Consider the following 20,807-nt stretch of genomic DNA (forward strand, 5'->3'; position numbering starts at 1 on the left):
CGCCACAAGCCACAGGCGACACGCCCATGCTGACCTACGCCCTACGCCGCATTCTCGGCATGTTGCCCACGCTGCTGCTGATCTCGGTGGTGTGCTTCGTGGTGATCCGGCTTCAACCCGGCAGCTTTATCGACCAGTACCTCGAAGACCCGCGCGTGACCCGCGAGACGGTGGAGTCGATCACCCGGCAGCTCGGCCTCGACCAGCCTGCCTACGTGCAGTACCTGACCTGGATCAAGGGGATCGTCACCGAGGGGGACTTCGGCTTTTCCTTCGTGAACGGGCGCCCCGTCAGTTCGCTGATCTGGGAACGGCTGGGCTGGACCGTGTTTTTGGCGCTGCTGACCCTGCTGGTGAGCTGGGCCATCGCCATCCCGCTGGGCATCTACACGGCCCTGAACCGCTACGGTCCCGGCGCGACGGTGCTGAACTTCTTCGGGTATGTCAGCCTCGCCACGCCGGACTTTCTGGTGGCGCTGCTCCTGATCGCGCTGGTGCTCAACTTCGGCGGGACGAATGTGGGCGGACTCTTCAGCCCGCAGTTTATCGACGCGCCGTGGAGCCTGGCGAAGTTTCTCGACCTCCTCAACCACCTGTGGATTCCGATGATCGCCATCGGGCTGGAGGGGGTTGCGGGGCTGATGCGGCAGATGCGGGCCTCCATGCTGGACGTGATCAACCAGGATTACGTGCGGACGGCGCGGGCCAAGGGGTTGGCCGGGGGCCGGGTGCTGTGGCGGCACGCGGTCCGCAACGCGGTCAATCCCCTGATCAGCCTCGCGGGGCTGAGCCTGCCTTCCCTGATCTCGGGCACCATCATCGCCTCCATCGTGCTGAACCTGCCCACCATCGGCCCCTTCCTGTACGACAGCCTGCTGAATAAGGACCAGTACGTCGCCATGACGCTGCTGCTGTTCAGTGCGCTGCTGCTGCTGGTCGGGAACCTCCTCGCCGACCTCGCGCTCGCGTGGGCCGACCCCCGGATCCGGTTCGAATGACGGCAATTCCCTCCTCCCCACCCGCCCCATCCGCCACCCCCCGCGCGGCCAGCCCGCTCGCACTGGCGCTGCGGCGCTTCCGGCGCAACCGGGTGGGCGTGCTCAGCGCCTGGGTGCTCGCGGGGCTGTACCTGATGGCGCTGCTGTCGGGCTTCCTGGCGCCATATTCCATCACCGCGCAGCATCCCGACTTTCCCAACCAGCCGCCGCAGCAGGTCCACCTGATTCACCAGGGCCAGCTCACGCGCCCCTTCATCTACCCGGTGGAAAAGACGCGCGATCCGGTGACCTTCGCCAGCACCTTCGCGGAAAACCGCGAGCGCCCCGTGCCCATCCTCTTTTTCGTGCGGGGGGACGACCCGGCCCGCTACGGATACTCCTTCCTGGGCGTCTTCCGCAGCCAGTGGCACCTCTTCGGCGTGCCGGAGGGCACCGTCTTCCTGCTGGGCACCGACAAGTTCGGGCGGGACCTGCTCTCGCGCACGCTGGTGGGCTCGCAGGTCAGCCTGACGGTGGGGGTGATCGGGATAGCGATCAGCTTTTCCATCGGCATCGTGCTGGGCGGGCTCAGCGGGTATTTCGGCGGCTGGGTGGACGGCCTGATTCAGCGGACGACCGAGGTGCTGCTGAGTTTCCCGAGGCTGCCCATCCTGCTGGCCCTCTCCACCATCATCCCGGCTCGCTGGCCCAGCACCTGGGTGTATCTCGGCATCATCGCGGTGCTGGCCCTGATCGGCTGGGCGGGGTTGGCGCGGGTGGTGCGCGGGCAGGTGCTCTCGGCCCGGTCGGTGGAGTACGTGCAGGCGGCGCGGGCGGTGGGGGCGTCCGACCTGCGGGTGATCCTGCGCCACATCATGCCCAACCTGAGTTCCATATTGATCGTGACCGCCACCCTCGCGCTGCCCGGTTACATCCTGGGCGAGAGTGCGCTGAGCTTCCTCGGGCTGGGCATCAAGGAACCGATGACAAGCTGGGGCCTGTTGCTCAAGGACGCGCAGAACTTCGAGACGCTGAGCCTCTATCCCTGGCTGCTCACGCCGGGGCTGTTCATCGTGATTTCCGTGCTGGCCTTCAACTTCCTGGGCGACGCGCTGCGGGACGCCGCCGATACCCAGAGCCGCTAACCCCGCGTCCGCCTCCGGAGGTTTCCCATGACTCGCCCCGCTCCACTGCTCGCCGCCCTCACTGCCAGCCTCGCCCTGAGCGCCCCCACGCAGGCCCAGGGCACCCAGGGAAAGGCCAACGTGCCCCCCTCCCTCTTCCAGACGGTCGGCAAGAAGGGCGGCACCCTGACCCTCTCCATCGTGTCCAGCCCGCAGAGCTTCAACTATTTCGCGGTGCTGGACAACAACACCTATGCGGTGATGAACAACGTCCTCGACCGGCTGATCACGCTGGACCCGCTGACCAACCGGCTCTATCCGGCGCTGGCCGAGTCGTGGACCTTCTCGCCGGACGGCCGCAGCGCCACGCTGAAGCTGCGCCGGGGGGTGAAGTGGAGCGACGGGCAGGCCTTCAACGCCGACGACGTGATCTTCACGCTGGTGGACGTGGCGAGCAACACCGGGCTGCGGGCCAACCAGTCCGCCGTCTTCAAGATCGGCAAGGACCCGCTGACCTTCCGCAAGGTGGACGCCTACACGGTGCGGGTGACGGCGCCCAAGCCCTACGGGGCGATGCTCCAGGCGCTGACCTTCGTGCCCATCCTGCCGCAGCACAAGCTGGCGAAATACCAGCCGCTCAAGGACCCGGAGGACTTCATGAAGGCGTGGGCGACGAACGCGCCCCTCTCCGAGATCGTGGGGACCGGCCCCTTCATGCTGAGCAGCTACACGGTGGACCAGAAGGTCTCGCTGGTCCGCAACCCCAACTCCTGGCGGCGCGACCCGCGCGGCACCCAGCTCCCCTACATGGACCGCCTGGAATACCTGATCATCAAGAGCCCCGACGCGCAGATCGCCTCCTTCCGGGCGGGGCAGCTCGACTCGGCGCCCATCACCGGGGCGCAGTTCCCGGACCTCAAGCGGCAGGAACTGGCCGGGGCGAAGTTCCGGGTGATTCGCGGCATCGGCCTGAACAACCCGCCGGTCCACTGGGCCTTTAACCAGGACAGCAAGGATGCCAACCTGAAAAAAGCCTTCTCCGACCTGCGCTTCCGCGAGGCGATGCAGCTCGCCGTCAACCGCGAGCGGATCATCGACACCGTCTATAACGGGCTCGCCAGCCTGCCGGGGCACGGGGTCGCGCCCATCAGCGAGTGGTACACCAACACCCGGAACTACCTGCGCAGCTACAACTTGCAGCAGGCGGGCGTGCGGCTCGACGGCCTGGGCTACCGCGACACCAACCGCGACGGCATCCGCAACTTTCCCAGCGGCGGGCCGAACGTGGAATTCAACCTGCTGCACGCCGCCGACAACGCGATCATGCCGGGCATCGCGGTGATTCTCCAGAGTGACCTCGCCCGCATCGGGATCAAGGTCAACCTCCAGGGCATCACCGGGAGCACCGTGCTGCCGACCGCGCTCGCCGGGAACTTCGAGTCGGTGCTGAACACCTTCGGGGACCAGCCCGACCCGCAGCTTCGCAAGGACATCTGGCAGCCCGGCGGCGCCCTGCACTACTGGCGGCGCAGCCTGCAACCCGCGCAGGAGGGGGGCACGCCCAACCTCGCGGCGATGACCCCCTCCGAACGTCGCATCTACGACATCTTCGCGCAGGCCGAGGCCCTGGGAAACCAGGCCCAGCGCAAGCGGCTCTATACCGAGTGGCAGTGGCTCTTCGCCCGCAACCTCCCGGTCATCCTGATCGCCAAGCCCGACTCGGTGGCCGCCTTCCACGACCGCCTGGGCAACTTCTATGTCAAGGACAACCGGGTGATTTCCAGCAACTACAGCGTGTTCGAGAAGTGAGAGGGATGACGTGAGGACGGTGGGTTTTGAGTTCTGCCTGGGTGCCCCCTCACCCCGCTGCTTCGCAGCGCCCCTCTCCCACGGGGGGAGAGGGGTAAAAGAGCCTCAAGACCTGAAAAAGGCTGGGGTGATCCACAGTCCGGTGAGCTCTGCCACCCCTTCCTCCAAGTGCTTAAGAGAAGTGCGTGTAGGAAGCAAAAAGCCCCTCTCCCCTTGCGGGGGAGGGGTTGGGGAGGGGGGTGGACGGCCACGCCGTCCCAACGCTGGGAGGAGCTTCTTCCTGATCACCGGGGAAGAACTGGGGAGCCCGGAGTGACCCACCGCACCGGCCTGGAACATCTGCTCGCGTCCCCCGAGCAGGCGGCGGGCTGGGGCCGGGTCGGCCTGCTCACCAACCCCAGCGGCGTCACCCGTGACCTGACCCTGGCGGCGGTCGCGCTGCTCCGCGCGGGGGTGGGGCTGACCCAGCTCTACGGCCCCGAGCACGGGGTGGACGGCAGCGGTGCCCCCGGCGAGGCCCCCGAGGTCGAGCGCGACGCGGCCTCCGGCCTGCCGACGGCGGTGCTGTACGGCCTCACGCCGGAGGAGACGGCCCGGCGCCTCGCCGGGGTGGACACGCTGCTGGTGGACCTTCAGGACGTCGGCGTGCGCTTCTACACCTACATCAGCACCGTGCGGGACGTGCTGCGGGCGGCGCGGGAACGGCCGCTGCGGGTGGTGGTGCTCGACCGCCCCAATCCCCTCGGCTTCACGGTGGAGGGACCGCCGCTGGACCCGGCCTTCCGCTCCTTCGTGGGGGTCACGTCGGCGCTGCCCCTGCGCCACGGCCTGACCCTGGGCGAGGTGGCCCGCGTCCTGGCCGCCGAGGAGGGGGTGGAGGCCGAGGTGGTCGGGACGGACGCGCCGGACGGCTGGCACGCGGACCGGCCCTGGGTGCCGCCCAGCCCCAACCTCCCGGACCTTCAGAGCGTGCGGCTGTATCCGGGCACGGCGCTCGTCGAGGCCCTGGACGCCAGCGAGGGACGCGGCACTGCGCTGCCCTTCCGGCTGGCCGGGGCACCGGGGATGGACGCGCAGGCCCTGGCCCGGCGGCTGAATGCCCTGGACCTCGGGGTGACCGCCCGGCCTGCCTTTTTCACCCCGACCACCAGCAAGCACGCCGGGAAGAGGTGCGCGGGCGTGCAACTCCACGAGACGCGCGGTGAGCTGCGACACGCGCTCCCCCTCGGTCTGGCCCTGTTCACCGCGCTGGAGGAAGCGGGCGCGACCCGCAATCCGGACTGGCTCCAGAAACTCCTCGGTGTTCCGGCGGACACCGTTCCCAACACGCCCGAAGCCGCGCTGACCGCCCTCGACGGGTGGCAGGCGTCGGGAGAACAGCAGGCCCTCGCCCTCGCCCCCCACCGGCTGTACCCGCGAAAGGAAGGTTCCCCATGACCGCATTCCCGACGACGCAGGCCCTGAAGTTCGCCCCGCTGCTGCTGGCCCCCCTCCTCCTGACCGCCTGCGGGGGCGGCCGCCCGCAGGCGGCCCCGGATTCCGGGCTGACCCCGCAGCGAATCCAGACGCCCGGCCCGCACGGGGCCCCGCGCGGCCTGGGCCAGCGCGAGCTGCGCGGCCTGTGGGTGGACGCCTTCGGCCCCGGCCTGAAGACCCCCGCCGAGATCGACCGGCTGGTCGCGGACGCGCGGGCGATGAACGTGAATGTCCTGTTCGCGCAGGTGGGCCGCCGGGGCGACTGCTACTGCAACCACGCCGCGATGCCGCGCACGAACGATCCCGCCGTGCCCGCCGGATTCGATCCCCTCGCCGACCTGCTGACCAAGGCGCACGCCCAGGGCATCCAGGTCCACGCCTGGATCATCACGACCGCCCTGTGGAACAGCGCGGTGGTCGCCCCGCCCCCCGGCCACGCCTTCCACGCGCACGGCCCGGCGGCCACCGGGCGCGACAACTGGCTGACGTACAAGGCCGACGGCGCCGTGCGGGCGGGCGCCGACTGGGTGATGGACCCCGGTCACCCCGACGCGGCCGAGTACATCAAGAACATGTATGTCTCGGTCGTGCAGAACTACGACGTGGACGGCGTGCAGTTCGACCGGGTGCGTTACCCCGATTTCAATCCGGTGGGCGGCCCGGTGCAGTGGGGCTACAACTCCACCGCGCTGGAGCGTTACCGCGCCGAGACGGGAACGGCGGGCACCCCCGCCCCCGCCGACCCGCAGTGGAGCGCCTGGCGCCGCCAGCAGGTCACCAACCTGGTGCGCGAGACGGCGCTGGCGGTCAAGGCGGTCCGCCCCGACGTGAGCGTGAACGCCGCGACCATCACCTACGGGGCAGGCCCGGCGGACGAGGCCGCCTTCCAGACCTCGCGCCCCTACGCCGAGGTGGGCCAGGACTGGCTGACCTGGGTGCGCGAGGGCTACCTCGACCTCAACGTGATGATGAACTACAAGCGCGACTTCGTGCCCGACCAGGCGCTGTGGTTCGACCAGTGGAATGCCTTCGCCGCCAGCCTGCTCCAGCGGTACCCCGACGTGGGGCAGGTCAGCGGGGCCGCGATCTACCTCAACGATCAGGCCAGCACGGTCAATCAGATCCAGAAGACGCGGGCGGCGGGCCTCAGCGGCTGGGCCGGATATTCCTACCGCACGACCGACAAGGACGTGAATGCCGGGACGCGCACGAAAGAGCAGGTCTTGCCCGAACTGATCGCCCGCCTCAGCGGTGAGGGCGGCCCCTTCGAGCGCCCCGCCCGCTGGGAGCGCCCCAACCCCGCGCACCTGCGGGCGGTGAGCGGTCAGGTCACGGTGCTGAGTGGTCCCCTGGGTGGCCGCACGGTGCGGCTGCTGGACCACCGGGGGGAAGAACTCGCCCGCACCGAGACGGACGGCAACGGGCGCTACGGCTTCCTGCGGGTGCCGAACGGCCAGCTCCGGGTGGAGGTCGGCGGGGTGAGCACGGACCGCTTCGCCGCCCCGCCCCGCCGGGTGACGGCGCTGCCCCCGCTCGCGCTGCCCTGACTCCATGACGGCGGCTCCCATCGTCCTGGGCCTCGACGCGGGCGGCAGCGGCACGGGCTGGACCCTGCTGCGCGGCGGGGCGGTCCTCGCGCGGGGGCAGGCCCCGCCCCTGACCGCCGCGCTGCTGGGCACCCCGGCGGGAGAGGCGGCGCTGTCGGCCCTGGCCGGGGCGCTGCCTGCCCCGCCGGGGGCCGCCCACGCGGGCCTGCCGGGCCTCCAGGTCGGTTCTCCCGCCGCCGAGACCGCCCGCGCGGCGCTGGCCGGGGCGCTGGGCCTGCCCCCCGCCCGCGTCTCGGTGGAGGGGGACCTCGACCTGGCCTACCGGGCGCACTTCCCGCCCGGCGGGGGCGTGCTGCTGTACGCGGGCACCGGGAGCCTCGCCTACCACGTCACGGCCACGGGCGAGGTCGTCCGGGCCGGGGGGCGCGGCTACCGCCTGGGCGACGACGGCGGCGGCTTCAGCCTGGGCCGCGCGGCGCTGAGGTGGCTCACGGACCGGCTGGATGCGGGCGAGGAGCCCGCCAGCCCACTGGCCGCCGAGGTCGCGTCGCTCACCGACGGCCTGGACTGGCCGACCCTGCGGGCCTTTGCCTACGGCACGCCGGGGGCCGCCGCCCTGGCCTCGCTCGCCCCGGCGGTGGGCCGCGCGGCGGACGTGGGCGACCCGGTCGCCCGTGCCCTGCTGGCGGAGGCTGCCCATGCGCTCGCGGACCTTGCCCGGCGGGTGCTGGCCCGCACCGGGCCGCTGCCGCTGCGGGCCACCGGGGGGGCGCTGCGGGTCAGTCCGCTCCTCCCCGCCATGCTGATGGAACACCTCCCCGGCCTGGAGGTCGTCTGGCTCGACCACGCCGAGGCCGCCGCCCGCCGGGCACTGGAGGCCCGCCCATGACCCAGGACCCCTTGATGCTGCGCGAGGCCCGCGAGGCCCCGGCGGTGATCCGCCGCCAGCTTCTCGACAACCGGGAGGTCATCCGTGCCCTGGGCGCCCGGCTGCGGGAGCGCCCGCCGCCCTACGTCGTGACCGTCGCGCGGGGCAGCAGCGACCACGCCTGCACGGTGCTGAAATACGCCCTGGAAACCACCCTCGCCCGGCCCGTCGCCAGCCTCGGCCCCAGCGTGCATACCCTTTACGGCGCCCGGCTGGACCTGCGCGGGGCGCTGATGATCGCCGTCTCCCAGTCGGGCGCGAGTCCCGACGTGGTGGAGACGGTCGAGATGGCCCGCCGGGGCGGTGCCCTGACGGTCGCCCTGGTGAATGTCGAGGAGAGCGACCTCGCCCGCGCCGCCGAGGTCGTGCTGCCCCTGCACTGCGGCGAGGAGCGGGCGGTCGCCGCCACCAAGAGTTACCTCGCCAGCCTGACCGCCCTGCTGCCGGTGGTGGCGGACCTCGCCGGGGACGCGGGGCTGACCCGCGCCCTGGAAGGGTTGCCGGACGCCCTGGAGCGCACCCTGGCCCTGGAGGCAGAGGCCCGCGACCTGGCCGAACGCTACCGCTTCGCCGAGCGGCTGATCGTGCTGGCGCGGGGGCACCACTACGGGGTGGCGCAGGAGGCGGCCCTCAAGCTCAAGGAAACCTGCGGCCTGCACGCCGAGGCGTCCTCGGCGGCCGAGTTCAGCCACGGCCCGAAGCGGCTGCTCGCCGAGGGGGTGCCCCTGCTGGGCTTCACGTCGGTGGACGCGGCGGGAGAGGCGACGGCGGCGGCCTATGCCGACCTCCTCGCCACCGGGGCGGACCTGCGGACCCTCGGCCCGGCGGCGGGGAGTGCCATGACCACCCCGCCCACCGGGCACGCCCTGACCGATCCGGTGGCGAGCGCCCTGGCGCTTTACCTCTTCGCCGCCGCCCTCGCCGGGCACCGGGGCCTCGACCCCGACCAGCCACCGCTGCTGGGCAAGGTGACCCGCACCCGCTAGGCCCTGCCGCCGCCCCGCCCCATCACAGGTGCGGGCCTACCCTCGGTCCTGTCTCCCGTCCCTTCGTCTTCTCCCCGGAGGTCCCCCCGATGCGCCGACTCCTGCTCACCACCGCCCTGCTGCTCACCGGAGCCGCGCTCGCCCAGGCCCAGTCCGCGCCCACCGCCGCGCCCGCGAGCGCGGCCACCCTGCTGCCCCCCATCAGCGACGCGCCCATCTTCGTGGCCTACCCTCCGAACGGACATACCGTTCCCTATGCCAACGTGCTGCTGGAAGGGAGCGTCAAGCCCGGCGCGACCCTGACCCTGAACGGGCAGGCGGTGGACGTGGGGGGAGACGGCCTCTTTATCGAGTGGGTGCCGCTGAAGCCCGGCGAGAACGTGCTGGTGCTGGAATCCGCCGGGGGCGGGCAGGTGGCCCGCCAGGAACTGCGGGTGACCAGCGCCCCGCCCCAGGTGCTGACCGGCGCGGCGCAGATCGTGGCCGCCAGCCTGACCCCCGCCGCCGACCGGGTGGCCTACCTCCAGACGCCCACCCTGGAGGCGCGGGCGGTGCCGGTCGCCTTCACGGGGACGGCGGGCGGCAAGGCGAGCTTCCGGGTGGGCGACCTCGGCCCCTTCGCCATGACCGAGGCGGCTCCGGGGCGGTATGAGGGCACCTTCCTGCTGCCTGGGCGCCTCGCCGCCGTGCCGGTCCAGGTCACCCTGACGGCTCCGGACGGCACGGCGGCCACCGCCACCAGCGCGGGCAAGCTCAGCGTGACGGGCACCGGGCCGCGCGTGGCCGAGGTCACGGCAACGATTCCGGGGCGCGGCCTCCAGGCGGGCACCTCCGTGTGGCGCAACGGGGTCGGCCGCAACTACGTGGTCTACCCCCGGCCGGGAGCGCTCGCGGTGGTCGTGGGTGAGGACGCGAACACCTACGTCGTGCAGGCGTCGGGCACCCTGACCCTCAACGCGCCGAGAAGCACCCTCACCCTGCGCCCGGAGGGCACGCCCATCCCCCGCGCGGTCTTCACCCGCATCGACGTGAAGGCGGGGGAGACCCACAGCGAGGTGCGCCTGAACCTGCCCACGCGGGTGCCCTTCACGGTGGAGCAGGAGGTGGGGCCGGGCGCGTCCAGCCTGGACCTGCGCCTCTTTCACACAGTTTCCGACGTGGATTACATCGTCTCGGACCTCCCGAACGGCACCGTGCGCGACGTGCGCTGGACCCACGAGGCGGACGGCGTGACCCGCGTGCGGGTGGACCTGAGGGGGGCGCCCTGGGGCTACGACGTGACTTACGAGGGCACCACCCTGGTGCTGCGAATTCGCAACGCGCCGAGGCTCGACGCCGGGGCGCCCCTGACCGGCCGCGTGATCGTCGTGGACCCCGGCCACGGCGGCGACGAGTACGGCGGGGCCGGGCCGCTGCGGGTGCCCGAGAAGAACCTGATGCTCCCGCTCTCCTTGCGGGTAGCCGAGCTGCTGCGGGCCAGGGGCGCCACGGTGATCCTGACCCGCGAGGCCGACGTGACGGTGCCCATCTACAACCGCCCCCTGCTGGCCGAGGAGAAGAATGCCGACCTCCTCGTGTCCATCCACGCCAACGCCCTGCCCGACGGGGTGGACCCCCGGACCAAGCGCGGCAGCGGCGTGTACTACTACCAGCCCCAGGCCCGTGCGCTCGCCGACGCCCTCCAGGCCAGCCTGGTGGGCACGCTGCCCGAGGTGGGCAACGACGGGGTGCATTACCAGAACCTCGCCCTGGCCCGGCCCACCACCCAGCTCAGCGTGCTGATCGAGACGGCCTTCCTGACCGACAAGGGCAACCTGCGGCTGCTGATGAGCGAAGCAGGCCGCGAACGCTTCGCGCAGGCCATCGCCCAGGGCATCGAGCGCTTCTACCGGGACGCGGCGGTCGCGCAGCGGCTGCGTCCCTGAGCGCGGGGCGGTCGTCCTGGCGACGGACCGGGGGCGGGCCGCTATCCTGGGGCGACTCACCCCCGCGGCGCCCCATGCCGGGCAGGCCCCTCCCCCCCCACCCCCAGGAGTTCCCCATGCACAAGCTCACCGCCCTGCTCAGCCTCTCCCTGCTCGGCAGCGCCCTCGCCAAACCCATCGTGGTCGGTTCCAAGCTCGACCCGGAAGCGCAACTGCTCGGCCAGATGATCCTGCTCACCCTCCAGAACGCCGGGCTGGAGGTCGTGGACCGGACCACCCTGGGCGACACCAGCGTCAACCGCAAGGCCATCCTGGCGGGGGAGATCGACATCTACCCCGAATACACCGGAAACGCCGTGTACCTTTTCCCGCAGGCGAAGATCAGCCCGGCCGTCAGCAAGAACGCCGCGCAGATCTACGCCCAGGCCAAAAAACTCGACGCGGCCAACGGCGTCACCTGGCTGCGGCCCGCCAACGCCAACAACACCTGGGCGCTCGCGGTGCCGCAGGCCCTGGCCCGGCAGCAGAAGCTGTCCTCGCTGGCGGACCTCGCCGCGTACCTGAAGCGCGGCGGCACCCTCAAGGTGGCCGGGTCCCCGGAGTTCTTCAACCGGCCCGACACCATGCCCGCCTTTGAAAAGGCCTACGGGTTCAAGCTCAAGGCGAACCAGAAACTCGTCCTGGCCGGGGCGACCCCGGTGCAGACCCAATCGGCCGCCGCGCGGGGCACCAACGGGGTAAACGCGGCGATGGCCTACGGGACCGACGGGACGCTCGGTGCCCTGGGACTGGTCGTGCTCAAAGATCCCAAGGGGGCGCAGCCCGTCTACCAGCCCGCGCCCATCATCCGCACGGCGACCCTGAAGGCGTATCCGCAGATCGAAGGACTGCTGAACCGCGTCTTCGCCACCCTGGACGGCAAGACCCTGCAAATTCTGAACGGCCGCATCGCCGTCGAGGGCCGCAGCGCCCGTGACGTGGCCGAGGGGTACCTGAGAAGCCGGAAGCTGCTGAAGCCATGACCCCGCTTTAACGAGCGAGGCTTGTGTCTGGACTCCACCGCAACTCCGAGTACCGTTTCAGGCGCTCAGCTTTGGCTTCAGCGTCCGACACATCGGGGGTGCATGACAAACACCCCATGCTTGCCCAGTCCTGCCGGACAAGCAATGCTCTGAGTCCCACATTCCTGCTTCCCACAAGGTCGGCATGCAACGAATACCCGCAACACTCGCAGACGAACATCAGCCCCTTCTGGGGACAGTTGTCGCGGCTGCAATGCCCGCACTTCGGGCAGGTTTGCGAGGTGTAGTACCTGCACATGTCAGATATGCTTAAACTGCTGAACATGAGCCATCGGCAGACAAAGCCCATCACGCCTGAAGAAGTGCCGCTGCATCTCAGCGCTGCTCTTGCTCTTTCTACCCAAAGAATGCGGGCTGATGGCAGTGGCAACCTCCGTGCATCCATCACCGCCGTTTGCTTGTCCTGTAAGAAGAAGCGTGATACGTGGGTCAGTACCACTCGCCATGCTCTCAGGCAGGGAAGCTTCACCGGAGATTGTCGCAGTTGTGCCGCCAAGAAAAAGCCCTCTCCCACAGGTGAAAAATCCCGCAATTGGAAGGGTGGGCGCAGGATTATGGGAGGGTACGTGATGCTTCGTGATGCTTCGCATCCAGCATCGCAAAACGGCTACGTGCAGGAACATCGCGTCGTTATGGAAAAGCATCTTGGGAGGCATCTCTACAGAGGAGAAACCGTACACCATAAGAACGGTATAAAGACTGATAATCGCCTGGAAAACTTGGAACTATGGGGGAAAAGTCATCCCGCAGGCCAAAGGTTTGAAGAAATGTCCTCCGACTGCCTGCGGATGCTGATCAAAGATGCTCAATCCATCCTTGAGTCAAGGGGAGAGTCTTGCTAGCAGTTCAGCGCATCCCGGTAGGCCAGCGTCACCGCATCCAGGGCGGCTTTCTGCCCCCTAGTGTGATTCAGCTTGAGCTTGGCGGTCAGCGTCAACTTCACCAGGAGAATTTATGCCCTATGTGTACACAAGGCAAGGCCGCCTGACGGTGGCGCTCCGGCTCCTCCCCATCCCTGAAGGCAGGGGCGTCCCCGGAGCATCTTGGTGAGCGCCGCCCGCCCGCCCCACCCCAGGCCCCACCCCAGCGGCGGGGCAGAGCTCCTGATCCGGCTGGGGGCCGCGCTGCTGCTCCTCAGCCTGCCCCTCCCCTGGCTGGAGCTGCGCCCCAACCGGATCGCGGCCGGGGAGCCCCTGCACCTGGGCGCCTGGGCCTGGGCGGAAGCGGCCCTGGCATTGGCGCTGCTGCTCGCGGCCCGCCGTCCCGGTCTGGCGGTGGGGCTGGGCAACCTCGCGGTGCTGGCGGGCGTGGCCGCGCTGGGGCAGGGGTCGGCCGCCGCGCTGGTCGGCCAGCTCCCGGTCGCCCGTGTCGCCGCCGGGGGCGGCTGGTGGCTGTGGCTGCTGGGGAGCGCGGTGGCCCTGTGGGGCGCGGCCTACGCGGGGCGGTTTCGCGGATGGGCCTGGGCGTGGCTGCCGGTCACCCTGGGGTATGTCCTCCTGGGCGGCCTGTCCTCCTGGTCGGTGTGGCAGGAGGGGCAGGTCGAGGCCGCCCGGCTGGGGCAGGAACTCGCCCAGCACGTGCGCCTGACGGCCACGGCGCTGGGCCTCTCGGTCCTGATCGGCGGCCCGCTGGCGGTGTGGTCGGTCCGGCGACCGGGCGCGGGGCAGGTCGTCCTGGCGGTGACGGGCGGCATTCAGACGCTCCCCAGCCTGGCGCTGCTGGGGCTGCTGATCGCGCCGCTGGGGGCCTTGAGTCAGGCGGTCCCGGCCCTGCGCTCCCTCGGCGTGAGCGGGATCGGGACCGCGCCTGCGCTGGTGGCGCTGACCCTCTACGCGCTGCTGCCGGTCGTGCGCAACGGGGTGGCCGCGCTGCGCGGGGTGGACGCCGGAACGCTCGACGCGGGACGCGGCATGGGCATGACGGCGGGGCAACTGTTCTGGCGGGTGCAGCTTCCGCTGGCGCTCCCGGTGTGGCTGGCGGGGCTGCGGCAGGCGACGGTGCTCCTGATCGGGGTCACGGCGGTCGCCGCCCTGATCGGGGCGGGCGGGCTGGGGGTCTACATCTTCCGGGGGCTGAACGCCTCGGCCACCGACCTGATCCTGCTGGGGGCGCTGCCCGCCTGCCTGCTGGCGATCCTGGCGGACGCCGGGTGGCGGGGCCTCGAAGGGGGACTGGCCCGCCGCCTGGGCCTCCCGCGCGGGGCGGGAGGGCCGTGATCGAACTGCATGGCCTGACCAAGCGTTACGGCGACACGTTCGCCGTGCGCGACCTCTCCCTGACCTTTCCGGCGGGCCGCGTGACCGCGCTGCTGGGTCCCTCCGGCTGCGGCAAGACGACCACCCTGCGGATGATCAACCGCCTGATCCTGCCCACCTCCGGCCACGTGCGGCTGGCCGGGCGCGACACCCGCGAGCTGAGCCCCGAGGCGCTGCGGCGCGGCATGGGCTACGTGATTCAGCGGGTGGGCCTCTTTCCGCACCTCTCCGTGGGACGCAACGTCGCGGCCGTGCCCGAGCTGCTGGGCTGGCCCGCCGCGCGGGTGCGGGCGCGGGTGGACGAGCTGCTGGGGCTCGTGGGGCTGGAGCCGGGCGCCTTCCGGCACAAGCGCCCCGCCGAGCTGTCGGGCGGGCAGGCGCAGCGGGTGGGCGTGGCGCGGGCGCTGGCCGCCGACCCGCCCGTCCTCTTGATGGACGAACCTTTCGGGGCGCTCGACCCCATCGCGCGGGAGGCGCTGCAGGGGAAGGTGCTGGAAATCCAGCGCCGCCTCGCCAAGACGGTCGTGCTGGTCACCCACGACATCCCGGAGGCGCTGCGGATGGCCGACCACATCGCGCTGATGCAGGCGGGTGAACTCGCCCAGTTCGGCACCCCGGACGACCTCGTGCGCCGCCCGGCCAGCCCCTTCGTGGCGCAGTTCATGGGCCTGGACGCGGCCCTGGAGCAACTCGGTGGGATACGGGTGGCGAATCTGGCCCGGCCCGGCGACGCCCACGGTCTGCCGCGCTTGCCCGCCGGGGCGGACGCCCGCACCGCGCTCGCGCTGATGCTGCGTCAGGGCACCGACGGGGTGGCGGTCGTGGGGGAGGGGGGGGCGGTGATCGGCGTCATCGGGTTCCGCGACCTGGGCCACGACCCCCGCTCCGGGGGAGCGTGAGGCGCCGTCCCTGGGCCGCGCTCGTCTGGGGCCTGCTGCTGGGGCTGTGCCTCTGGCCGGGGCTGCTGCCCCCCCTGCTGGCCCCACTCGCGGGGGGCGAGGCCCCGGCCCTGGAGGTTTCGCTGTGGCGCCTGACCGCCGCGCACCTCGGGCTGGTGCTGCTCGCCGAGGCGCTGGTCTTGCTGCTGGCGGTCCCCTTGGTCCTGTACGCCACCCGCCCCGGCCGCGGAGCCGTGCTGGGACTCCTCGAGGCGCTGGCCGGGCTGGGGCAGACGGTCCCCACCCTGGCGATTCTGGCGCTGGCGGTGCCGCTGCTGGGCTTCGGGGTGGCGCCCACCCTGCTGGGGTTGGTGCTGTACGGGCTGGTCCCGGTCGTCTCCAACGGGGTGGCGGGCCTGCGCGGGGTGGACGCGGACGTGCTGGACGCCGCGCGGGGCCTGGGCATGACCGCCGGGCAGCGCCTGTGGCGGGTGGAGGTACCGCTGGCCCTCCCAGTGTGGTGGGCGGGGGTGCGGACCTCGCTGGTGTTCGGGGTCGCCACCGCGGCGGTGGGCGCGGCGCTGGGGGCCGGGGGGCTGGGCCGCCCGATCATCGACGGGCTGTCGCAGCAGAACACCGCGCTCGTGCTGCTGGGCGCCCTGCCCGCCGCGCTGCTGGCCCTCACGCTCGACGCCCTGCTGGGGCTGGCGGCGCCGGAGGAGGGGTAAGCCAGAGAGGGGCGCCCCTCCAGGCCGGACCTGCGGGAGTCGGAAGGGCGGGACAACCGCAAGAACAGCTCCCCGTGGCAGGCTGAAAGAGCGCCCCACGAGGTTTATACTGGGTTCAAAAGGGGACTGAGATGACTGCGCCGACCCTTCTGCGTGTACCCGGTGAGGGAGCGACCCCCGCTCCTCCGGGCGGAGCGCGGGGCCTCCCCGCCCGCCCGGCGTGGGGTGGACTGCCGTGGCTGGCCGGGCCAGACGGGATTCATTCCAGGCGGACCCCCGGGAGGAGCGGCCCCTGAGCCACCGGCCACATCGCCCCCGGTACCTGTCCGCAGGAGCGGGCACCGGGCGGAGCGGAAAGGGGAAAGCCTATGAACACGCGTTCAGGTGTGCTGTTGACGGCGCTGCTGGTCGGGTCGGGGCTGGCGACCGACCCGCCCAAGGTCACCCGGGTCGGGGAGGTCAGTGTGGTGGTCACGCGAATATCCGTTCCCATGCTGGGCGACCGGGACATGGTCGTCGGCACGGGGTCCTTCCGCCCCGGGAGTGATGCGGGCGGCCCCCTGCGGTCGCAGGACCAGTGCTTCGTCGCGGAGATGGACGATGGGCAGGCGGCTCCCACCGGTCAGCCGCCCGGCGCGGCCAGCCCGGCACCCGGCCTCAGCCTCGACGCGGGCGACCCGCTGACCCTGCGGCTGGGCACCCAGGTGTACGCCACTCTGCCCCGGCGCCAGCAGGGCCAGGTGATCTCCTACGCCACGGACATGCCCAACCCCCTGAAAGCGCCCCCCGCGGGCCTGGTCCTCGACATCCCCGGCGCGGCGGGCGGCTTCCCGGCCATGAAGGACCGCGCCCTGCCCACCGCCGCCCTGCTGCGGCTGACCGCCCCGGCGGCGGGCGACCCGGTGACGCCGCAAACGGCGTTTCAGTGGGCCAACCCCAGCAACGACCCGGCCACCCAGGTGATGCTGAGCGCCCTGGACGAGGAGCGCGGCCTGGCCCTGACCTGCCTCGCGGTGGACGACGGCGCGTTCAGCCTTCCTGCCGCCACCGCCGCCGACCTGAAGGCCCGGGGCTGGGGGGAGGGGCTGCTGACGACCTACGGCCGCATGGCCACCCGCACCTACCAGCAGGGGGACGCGCGGCTGACCCTGAACTCCATCGTCATGCAGGTAAACACCGGGTTCTAGTGGGCCAGAGAGCGGCCTGGCTCCGGGCGGCGGGCCGCGCCCCCAGGAACGTCCGGATGGAAGCTGTGAAGAAAGGAGCTGGCCGTATGACAAGGTCCCTGTTCGCCCTTCCGCTGCTGCTGGGCCTCACCGCCGCCCCCGCGCAGAACACCGTGCAGGGTGCCGGGCCACTCGCCGGGGGAGAGGCCGCGCTGGGCAAGACCTACACGCTGTACCTGGGCACGGCGGACGCCCTGAACTTCACCCTGAACCGGGTGGAGTACCTCTCCGGGCGCTTTCTCACCGACCCCGGCACGGCGGACGAGCGCGACTACCTGCGCGAGGCCGGGAAGAAACTCGTCGCCCTGCACTACAGCGTCCAAAACCCGCAGAAGCGCGACTACAACTTCCGCGCCGACTCCTCGCTGAAGGTCACGGGCGTGGACAGCGATAACAAGGAGGTGGCCCGGACGCGCGGCAGCATGGCCTACGACGAGATCACCCGCAAGACCGCCTCCATGACCCTGAAGCCCGCGCAGAAGATCAACGTGATCAGCATTCTGGAGCTGGGCAGCCGCGCCAGCCTCCCGAAACTGCTGGTGGAGACGAACAAGGCCACCCGGGCGGTGTGGCGTTATGACCTGCGGGGCAAGGTCGCGGCCCTGCCCTACCCCTTCCGCGATCCCGGCGTGCCCGACGGCAGCGCCGCGCTGGACTAGGGCATCCCGCTGCGGCTCGGCCAGTTCGTCCCGGCGCGGGAGGTGGATTTCAGGGTGACGGGCGTGCAGTCCAGCACGGCGAACACGCTCGACCGCAAGGTGCCCCCCGGCGGCAAGATCCTGGTCGTCACCCTGACGTACCGCAACCCGCACTTCCGGCCCTTCAAGATCGGGAACGCCTTCCCGCCCGTGCGCCTGAAGGTCTTTGACCAGGACGGGGCGTGGCCGGGGGCGAGGTCGGGAAACTGTATTTCGCGTCCCGCGACCAGCAACTCGACGGCGAACTGGGGATGAACAAGGAAATCGGGGCGCGTGTCGCCGTCGCCCTGCCCGCGGGCCTCACGCCCAGGCGTCTGGAATTCACCGACGCCAACAAGCGCACCTTCTCCCTAGACCTGAGTGGCGTGAAGTAAAGCGGTGCAGGGTGCCCACGGCAGGCCGACGGCCCTGCCCAGGCGTCGGCCCTCATACTGGGAGCGCATGTTGCCCGCTAACTTTCCCACGGTCGATGCCCAGGAACTCGGTGAGACGCTGAACTTCCTGACCGAATGCCTGCGCGAGATGCTCACCGAGGCCGGGGAGGCCGAGCTGGCCCGCCGCCTGGGGTCGCCCGCAGCGGGGGGGCAGCCGGACGCGCCGGAGCCGCTGCGGGCGGCGTCCATCGCCTTTCAGCTGCTGGGAATCGCCGAGCGGCACGCGGCGGCCCGGCAACGGCGCCGCACCGAGCGCGAGCAGGGGCACGCCGCCCTCCCCGCCTTGTGGGGCGACGCGCTGCGGCAACTGCGCGGGGCGGGGCTGGACGCCGCGACCATCGCCCAGGGTCTGGGGGACGTGGGGGTGGAGGTCGTCCTGACCGCCCACCCCACCGAGGCCCGCCGGGCGACCGTGCTGGAGCATCACCGTCGGCTCGAACGGCTGCTCGAGGAACTCGACGACCCCCGGCACTCGGCGGCGCAGCGGGCTGAGTTGCGGGAAGACGTCAAACTCATCCTGGGCCTGCTGTGGCGCACCGGGGACGTGCAGCTCGAGCGGCCCCAGATCGCCGCCGAGCGGCAGGCCACCTTGTACGCCCTGCGGCAGGTGTTCGTCCCGGCCCTGCAGCAGCTCGACGGGCGGCTGAGCGAGGCCTGGCAGGAGGCGGGGCTGGCGGGGCGCCCCACCTTTCCGCAGGTGCGCTTCGGCACCTGGGTGGGCGGCGACCGGGACGGGCATCCCTTCGTGACCCCGGAGGTCACCCGCGAGAGCCTGCTGGACCTGCGGACCCAGGCCCTCGCCCGCGTGCGCGAGGACCTGACGGCGCTGGCGGGCCTGCTCAGCCTGTCGGGGCACCTGCAACCCCCCCCGGCGGGCCTCACGGCCTTTCTCGCGTCCGCCCCGGCCCTGGGCGAGCGGGGGCAGGCCGCGCTGGACCGCAATCCCGGCGAGCCGTGGCGGCAGGCGGTGAACCTGATGCTCGCCCGCCTGCCCGACCCGGATGGAGCAGGGGACGCGCCGGGCCGCTACCGGCGGGCGACCGAGGTGCAGGCGGACCTGCGGGCGCTGGGCGGCTGGCTGGAGGACGTGGGTGCGGGCCAGATCGCGCGGGGCGCGGTGGAACCGGTCCTGCGCGGGGTCGAGGCCTTCGGCTTTCACCTCGCCGCACTGGACATCCGCCAGAACAGCCGCGTCCATGAACTGGCCGCCGGACAGCTCCTGCGGGCCGCCGGATTCGCGGACGCCGACTACGAGGCCTGGAGCGAGGAGCGCCGGGTGGCGTGGCTGGAGGCTGAACTCGCCTCGCCGCGCCCGCTCGTGCGCCTGGGGCAACCCGTCGGCCCGGAGGCCGACAGCGTGCTGGGTTGCTTCGCGGTCCTGACCGAGACCCAGGCGCGGCACGGCCTGGACGGGGTGGGGGCACTCATCGTGAGCATGACCCGGCGGGTGTCGGACCTGCTGCTGGTCTACCTCTTCGCGCGGGAGGCGGGCCTGCTGGTGCCTGCACCGGACGGCCCCGCGTGCCCGCTGCCGGTGGTGCCCCTCTTCGAGACCATCGAGGACCTGGAGGCCAGCCCCGCCATCCTGGAGGCGTTCCTGACCCACCCGCTGACCCGCCGCAGCCTGGCGCAGCTTCAGGGGGACGCGCCGGAGCCTGCCCAGCAGGTCATGATCGGCTACAGCGACAGCAACAAGGACGGCGGCCTGCTCGCCAGCCTGTGGGGCCTGTACCGGGCGCAGGAGACCCTGACGCGGATGGCCGACGGGCACGGGGTCCGGCTGCGCTTTTTCCACGGGCGCGGCGGCACCATCAGCCGGGGGGCGGGGCCGACCCACCGCTTCCTGAAGGCGATTCCGCCGCGGGCGCTGCGCGGCGACCTGCGCCTCACCGAGCAGGGCGAGGTGATCGCCCAGAAGTACGCCAACCCCACCTCGGCCACCTTCCACCTCGAACTGCTGCTGGCCGGAACCGCCCGCGTCACCCTGCTGGAGCGGGCGCAGGCGGGCCGCGAACCGACGCCACCGGGCCTGCCGGAGGCGCTCGACCGGCTGGCGGGCTGGAGCCGCGAGCACTACAGCGCCCTGCTCGCCGAGGACGGCTTCCTCGACTTCTTCCTGGGGGCCACGCCCCTCGACGCCATCGAGGAAAACCGCATCGGCTCGCGCCCGACCCGGCGCACCGGGCGCCGCACCATCGCCGACCTGCGGGCCATTCCCTGGGTCTTCAGCTGGACGCAGGCCCGCTTTTTCCTGTCGGGCTGGTACGGGGTCGGCACCGCGCTGGAGCGCCTCGCGGCCGAGGACCCGGCGGCCTTCGCGGCCCTGCGCGAGCACCTCTACACCTGGGCGCCGCTGCACTACGCCCTCAGCAACGCGGCGACCAGCGTGGCCCTGACCGATCTGGAGGTGATGCGTGGGTACGCCGAACTGGTCGAGGACGCGGCGCTGCGCGGGCACTTCATGGCCGCCCTCGAGGCGGAGCTGGAGCGCACCCGCACCCACCTCGAAGCGCTGTACGGCGGCCCCCTCGCCGAACGCCGCCCGAACATCCACGGGTTGATCGAGTTGCGCCGCGAACCGCTGCGCGGGCTGCACGCCCAGCAGATCGACCTGCTGCGCCGCTGGCGAGCCGCTCGGCACGCGCAGGACGGATCGGGGGCCGAGCTGCTCGCCCCCCTGTTGCAGACCGTGAACGCCATCGCGGGCGGTCTGGGCGCGACGGGCTGAGCCGTC

Annotated in this window: 18 protein-coding genes and 1 pseudogene; 18 read left to right on the forward strand and 1 reads right to left on the reverse strand. The window is 71.6% G+C overall.

The window, feature by feature from the left end; genetic code table 11:
• Positions 1 to 26 precede the first annotated feature (26 nt).
• The 9 genes from C3K08_RS14290 to C3K08_RS14330 all read left to right on the forward strand — a co-directional run bounded on the left by C3K08_RS14290 (position 27) and on the right by C3K08_RS14330 (position 11,794).
• A complete protein-coding gene (locus tag C3K08_RS14290; RefSeq protein WP_104992155.1) occupies positions 27 to 998 on the forward strand; it encodes an ABC transporter permease in 972 nt (323 codons plus the stop codon).
• Positions 995 to 2,122 carry an ABC transporter permease gene (locus C3K08_RS14295; RefSeq protein WP_104992156.1) on the forward strand — a complete coding sequence of 376 codons (1,128 nt, stop codon included), beginning with the start codon at positions 995 to 997 and terminating at the stop codon, positions 2,120 to 2,122. Before C3K08_RS14290 ends, C3K08_RS14295 begins: the two co-directional genes overlap by 4 nt.
• 27 nt (positions 2,123 to 2,149) lie before the next feature.
• Complete coding sequence (locus C3K08_RS14300; RefSeq protein ID WP_104992157.1) at positions 2,150 to 3,910, forward strand: ABC transporter substrate-binding protein; 1,761 nt, start codon at positions 2,150 to 2,152, stop codon at positions 3,908 to 3,910.
• A 312-nt stretch (positions 3,911 to 4,222) separates the two neighbouring features.
• A complete protein-coding gene (locus C3K08_RS14305; RefSeq protein WP_234009254.1) occupies positions 4,223 to 5,347 on the forward strand; it encodes an exo-beta-N-acetylmuramidase NamZ domain-containing protein in 1,125 nt (374 codons plus the stop codon).
• Positions 5,344 to 6,933, forward strand: coding sequence for a family 10 glycosylhydrolase (locus C3K08_RS14310; protein WP_104992158.1), 1,590 nt, complete (start codon positions 5,344 to 5,346; stop codon positions 6,931 to 6,933). The genes C3K08_RS14305 and C3K08_RS14310 overlap by 4 nt, the downstream gene beginning before the upstream one ends.
• A 4-nt stretch (positions 6,934 to 6,937) precedes the next feature.
• Positions 6,938 to 7,822 carry a BadF/BadG/BcrA/BcrD ATPase family protein gene (locus C3K08_RS14315; protein WP_104992159.1) on the forward strand — a complete coding sequence of 295 codons (885 nt, stop codon included), beginning with the start codon at positions 6,938 to 6,940 and terminating at the stop codon, positions 7,820 to 7,822.
• A complete protein-coding gene (locus C3K08_RS14320; protein WP_104992160.1) occupies positions 7,819 to 8,847 on the forward strand; it encodes an SIS domain-containing protein in 1,029 nt (342 codons plus the stop codon). Before C3K08_RS14315 ends, C3K08_RS14320 begins: the two co-directional genes overlap by 4 nt.
• Positions 8,848 to 8,936: 89 nt before the next feature.
• The gene (locus tag C3K08_RS18310; protein WP_199777059.1) at positions 8,937 to 10,772 is read left to right on the forward strand and encodes an N-acetylmuramoyl-L-alanine amidase; all 1,836 of its coding nucleotides are present in this window, start codon (positions 8,937 to 8,939) and stop codon (positions 10,770 to 10,772) included.
• A gap of 116 nt (positions 10,773 to 10,888) precedes the next feature.
• Positions 10,889 to 11,794, forward strand: a complete 906-nt coding sequence (locus tag C3K08_RS14330; RefSeq protein WP_104992161.1) for an ABC transporter substrate-binding protein — start codon at positions 10,889 to 10,891, stop codon at positions 11,792 to 11,794.
• A gap of 7 nt (positions 11,795 to 11,801) precedes the next feature.
• Here C3K08_RS14330 and C3K08_RS14335 read toward each other — a convergent pair.
• A pseudogene (locus C3K08_RS14335) lies at positions 11,802 to 12,080 on the reverse strand (zinc ribbon domain-containing protein); the annotation flags it as partial.
• A gap of 37 nt (positions 12,081 to 12,117) precedes the next feature.
• On the opposite strand from C3K08_RS14335, the gene C3K08_RS18605 reads away from it, so the two are divergent.
• From C3K08_RS18605 to C3K08_RS14380, 9 genes are all read left to right on the forward strand, one after another.
• Positions 12,118 to 12,696, forward strand: coding sequence for an HNH endonuclease signature motif containing protein (locus tag C3K08_RS18605; protein WP_234009255.1), 579 nt, complete (start codon positions 12,118 to 12,120; stop codon positions 12,694 to 12,696).
• A 204-nt stretch (positions 12,697 to 12,900) separates the two neighbouring features.
• Positions 12,901 to 14,070 (forward strand): ABC transporter permease, encoded by a 1,170-nt coding sequence (locus tag C3K08_RS14350; protein ID WP_234009256.1) that lies wholly within the window; start codon positions 12,901 to 12,903, stop codon positions 14,068 to 14,070.
• Entirely contained in the window at positions 14,067 to 15,008 is a 942-nt protein-coding gene (locus tag C3K08_RS14355; protein ID WP_104992163.1) for an ABC transporter ATP-binding protein, read from the forward strand. The genes C3K08_RS14350 and C3K08_RS14355 overlap by 4 nt, the downstream gene beginning before the upstream one ends.
• A complete protein-coding gene (locus C3K08_RS14360; protein ID WP_104992164.1) occupies positions 15,005 to 15,715 on the forward strand; it encodes an ABC transporter permease in 711 nt (236 codons plus the stop codon). Before C3K08_RS14355 ends, C3K08_RS14360 begins: the two co-directional genes overlap by 4 nt.
• Positions 15,716 to 16,083: 368 nt before the next feature.
• Positions 16,084 to 16,902: a hypothetical protein gene (locus C3K08_RS14365; protein WP_158679952.1), complete on the forward strand. Its 819-nt coding sequence runs from the start codon at positions 16,084 to 16,086 to the stop codon at positions 16,900 to 16,902.
• 86 nt (positions 16,903 to 16,988) lie between these two features.
• Positions 16,989 to 17,600, forward strand: coding sequence for a hypothetical protein (locus C3K08_RS14370; RefSeq protein ID WP_104992166.1), 612 nt, complete (start codon positions 16,989 to 16,991; stop codon positions 17,598 to 17,600).
• Between the two features lie 54 nt (positions 17,601 to 17,654).
• The gene (locus C3K08_RS14375) at positions 17,655 to 17,894 is read left to right on the forward strand and encodes a hypothetical protein (protein WP_158679953.1); all 240 of its coding nucleotides are present in this window, start codon (positions 17,655 to 17,657) and stop codon (positions 17,892 to 17,894) included.
• Positions 17,891 to 18,013 carry a hypothetical protein gene (locus C3K08_RS18755; protein ID WP_255411736.1) on the forward strand — a complete coding sequence of 41 codons (123 nt, stop codon included), beginning with the start codon at positions 17,891 to 17,893 and terminating at the stop codon, positions 18,011 to 18,013. Before C3K08_RS14375 ends, C3K08_RS18755 begins: the two co-directional genes overlap by 4 nt.
• A gap of 67 nt (positions 18,014 to 18,080) precedes the next feature.
• On the forward strand, positions 18,081 to 20,801 hold the full coding sequence (locus tag C3K08_RS14380) for a phosphoenolpyruvate carboxylase (protein WP_104992168.1): 2,721 nt from the start codon (positions 18,081 to 18,083) through the stop codon (positions 20,799 to 20,801).
• The last annotated feature ends 6 nt before the right edge of the window (positions 20,802 to 20,807 follow it).

It is taken from the genome of Deinococcus sp. NW-56, from assembly GCF_002953415.1.
Lineage (GTDB): Bacteria > Deinococcota > Deinococci > Deinococcales > Deinococcaceae > Deinococcus.

Bases quoted from the DNA above. Each gene is read 5' to 3' on its own strand.
- C3K08_RS14290 (WP_104992155.1), top strand. From the start codon at position 27: ATGCTGACCTACGCCCTACGCCGCATTCTCGGCATGTTGCCCACGCTG.
- C3K08_RS14295 (WP_104992156.1), top strand. From the start codon at position 995: ATGACGGCAATTCCCTCCTCCCCACCCGCCCCATCCGCCACCCCCCGC.
- C3K08_RS14300 (WP_104992157.1), top strand. From the start codon at position 2,150: ATGACTCGCCCCGCTCCACTGCTCGCCGCCCTCACTGCCAGCCTCGCC.
- C3K08_RS14310 (WP_104992158.1), top strand. From the start codon at position 5,344: ATGACCGCATTCCCGACGACGCAGGCCCTGAAGTTCGCCCCGCTGCTG.
- C3K08_RS14315 (WP_104992159.1), top strand. From the start codon at position 6,938: ATGACGGCGGCTCCCATCGTCCTGGGCCTCGACGCGGGCGGCAGCGGC.
- C3K08_RS14320 (WP_104992160.1), top strand. From the start codon at position 7,819: ATGACCCAGGACCCCTTGATGCTGCGCGAGGCCCGCGAGGCCCCGGCG.
- C3K08_RS18310 (WP_199777059.1), top strand. From the start codon at position 8,937: ATGCGCCGACTCCTGCTCACCACCGCCCTGCTGCTCACCGGAGCCGCG.
- C3K08_RS14330 (WP_104992161.1), top strand. From the start codon at position 10,889: ATGCACAAGCTCACCGCCCTGCTCAGCCTCTCCCTGCTCGGCAGCGCC.
- C3K08_RS18605 (WP_234009255.1), top strand. From the start codon at position 12,118: ATGAGCCATCGGCAGACAAAGCCCATCACGCCTGAAGAAGTGCCGCTG.
- C3K08_RS14365 (WP_158679952.1), top strand. From the start codon at position 16,084: ATGAACACGCGTTCAGGTGTGCTGTTGACGGCGCTGCTGGTCGGGTCG.
- C3K08_RS14370 (WP_104992166.1), top strand. From the start codon at position 16,989: ATGACAAGGTCCCTGTTCGCCCTTCCGCTGCTGCTGGGCCTCACCGCC.
- C3K08_RS18755 (WP_255411736.1), top strand. From the start codon at position 17,891: ATGAACAAGGAAATCGGGGCGCGTGTCGCCGTCGCCCTGCCCGCGGGC.
- C3K08_RS14380 (WP_104992168.1), top strand. From the start codon at position 18,081: ATGTTGCCCGCTAACTTTCCCACGGTCGATGCCCAGGAACTCGGTGAG.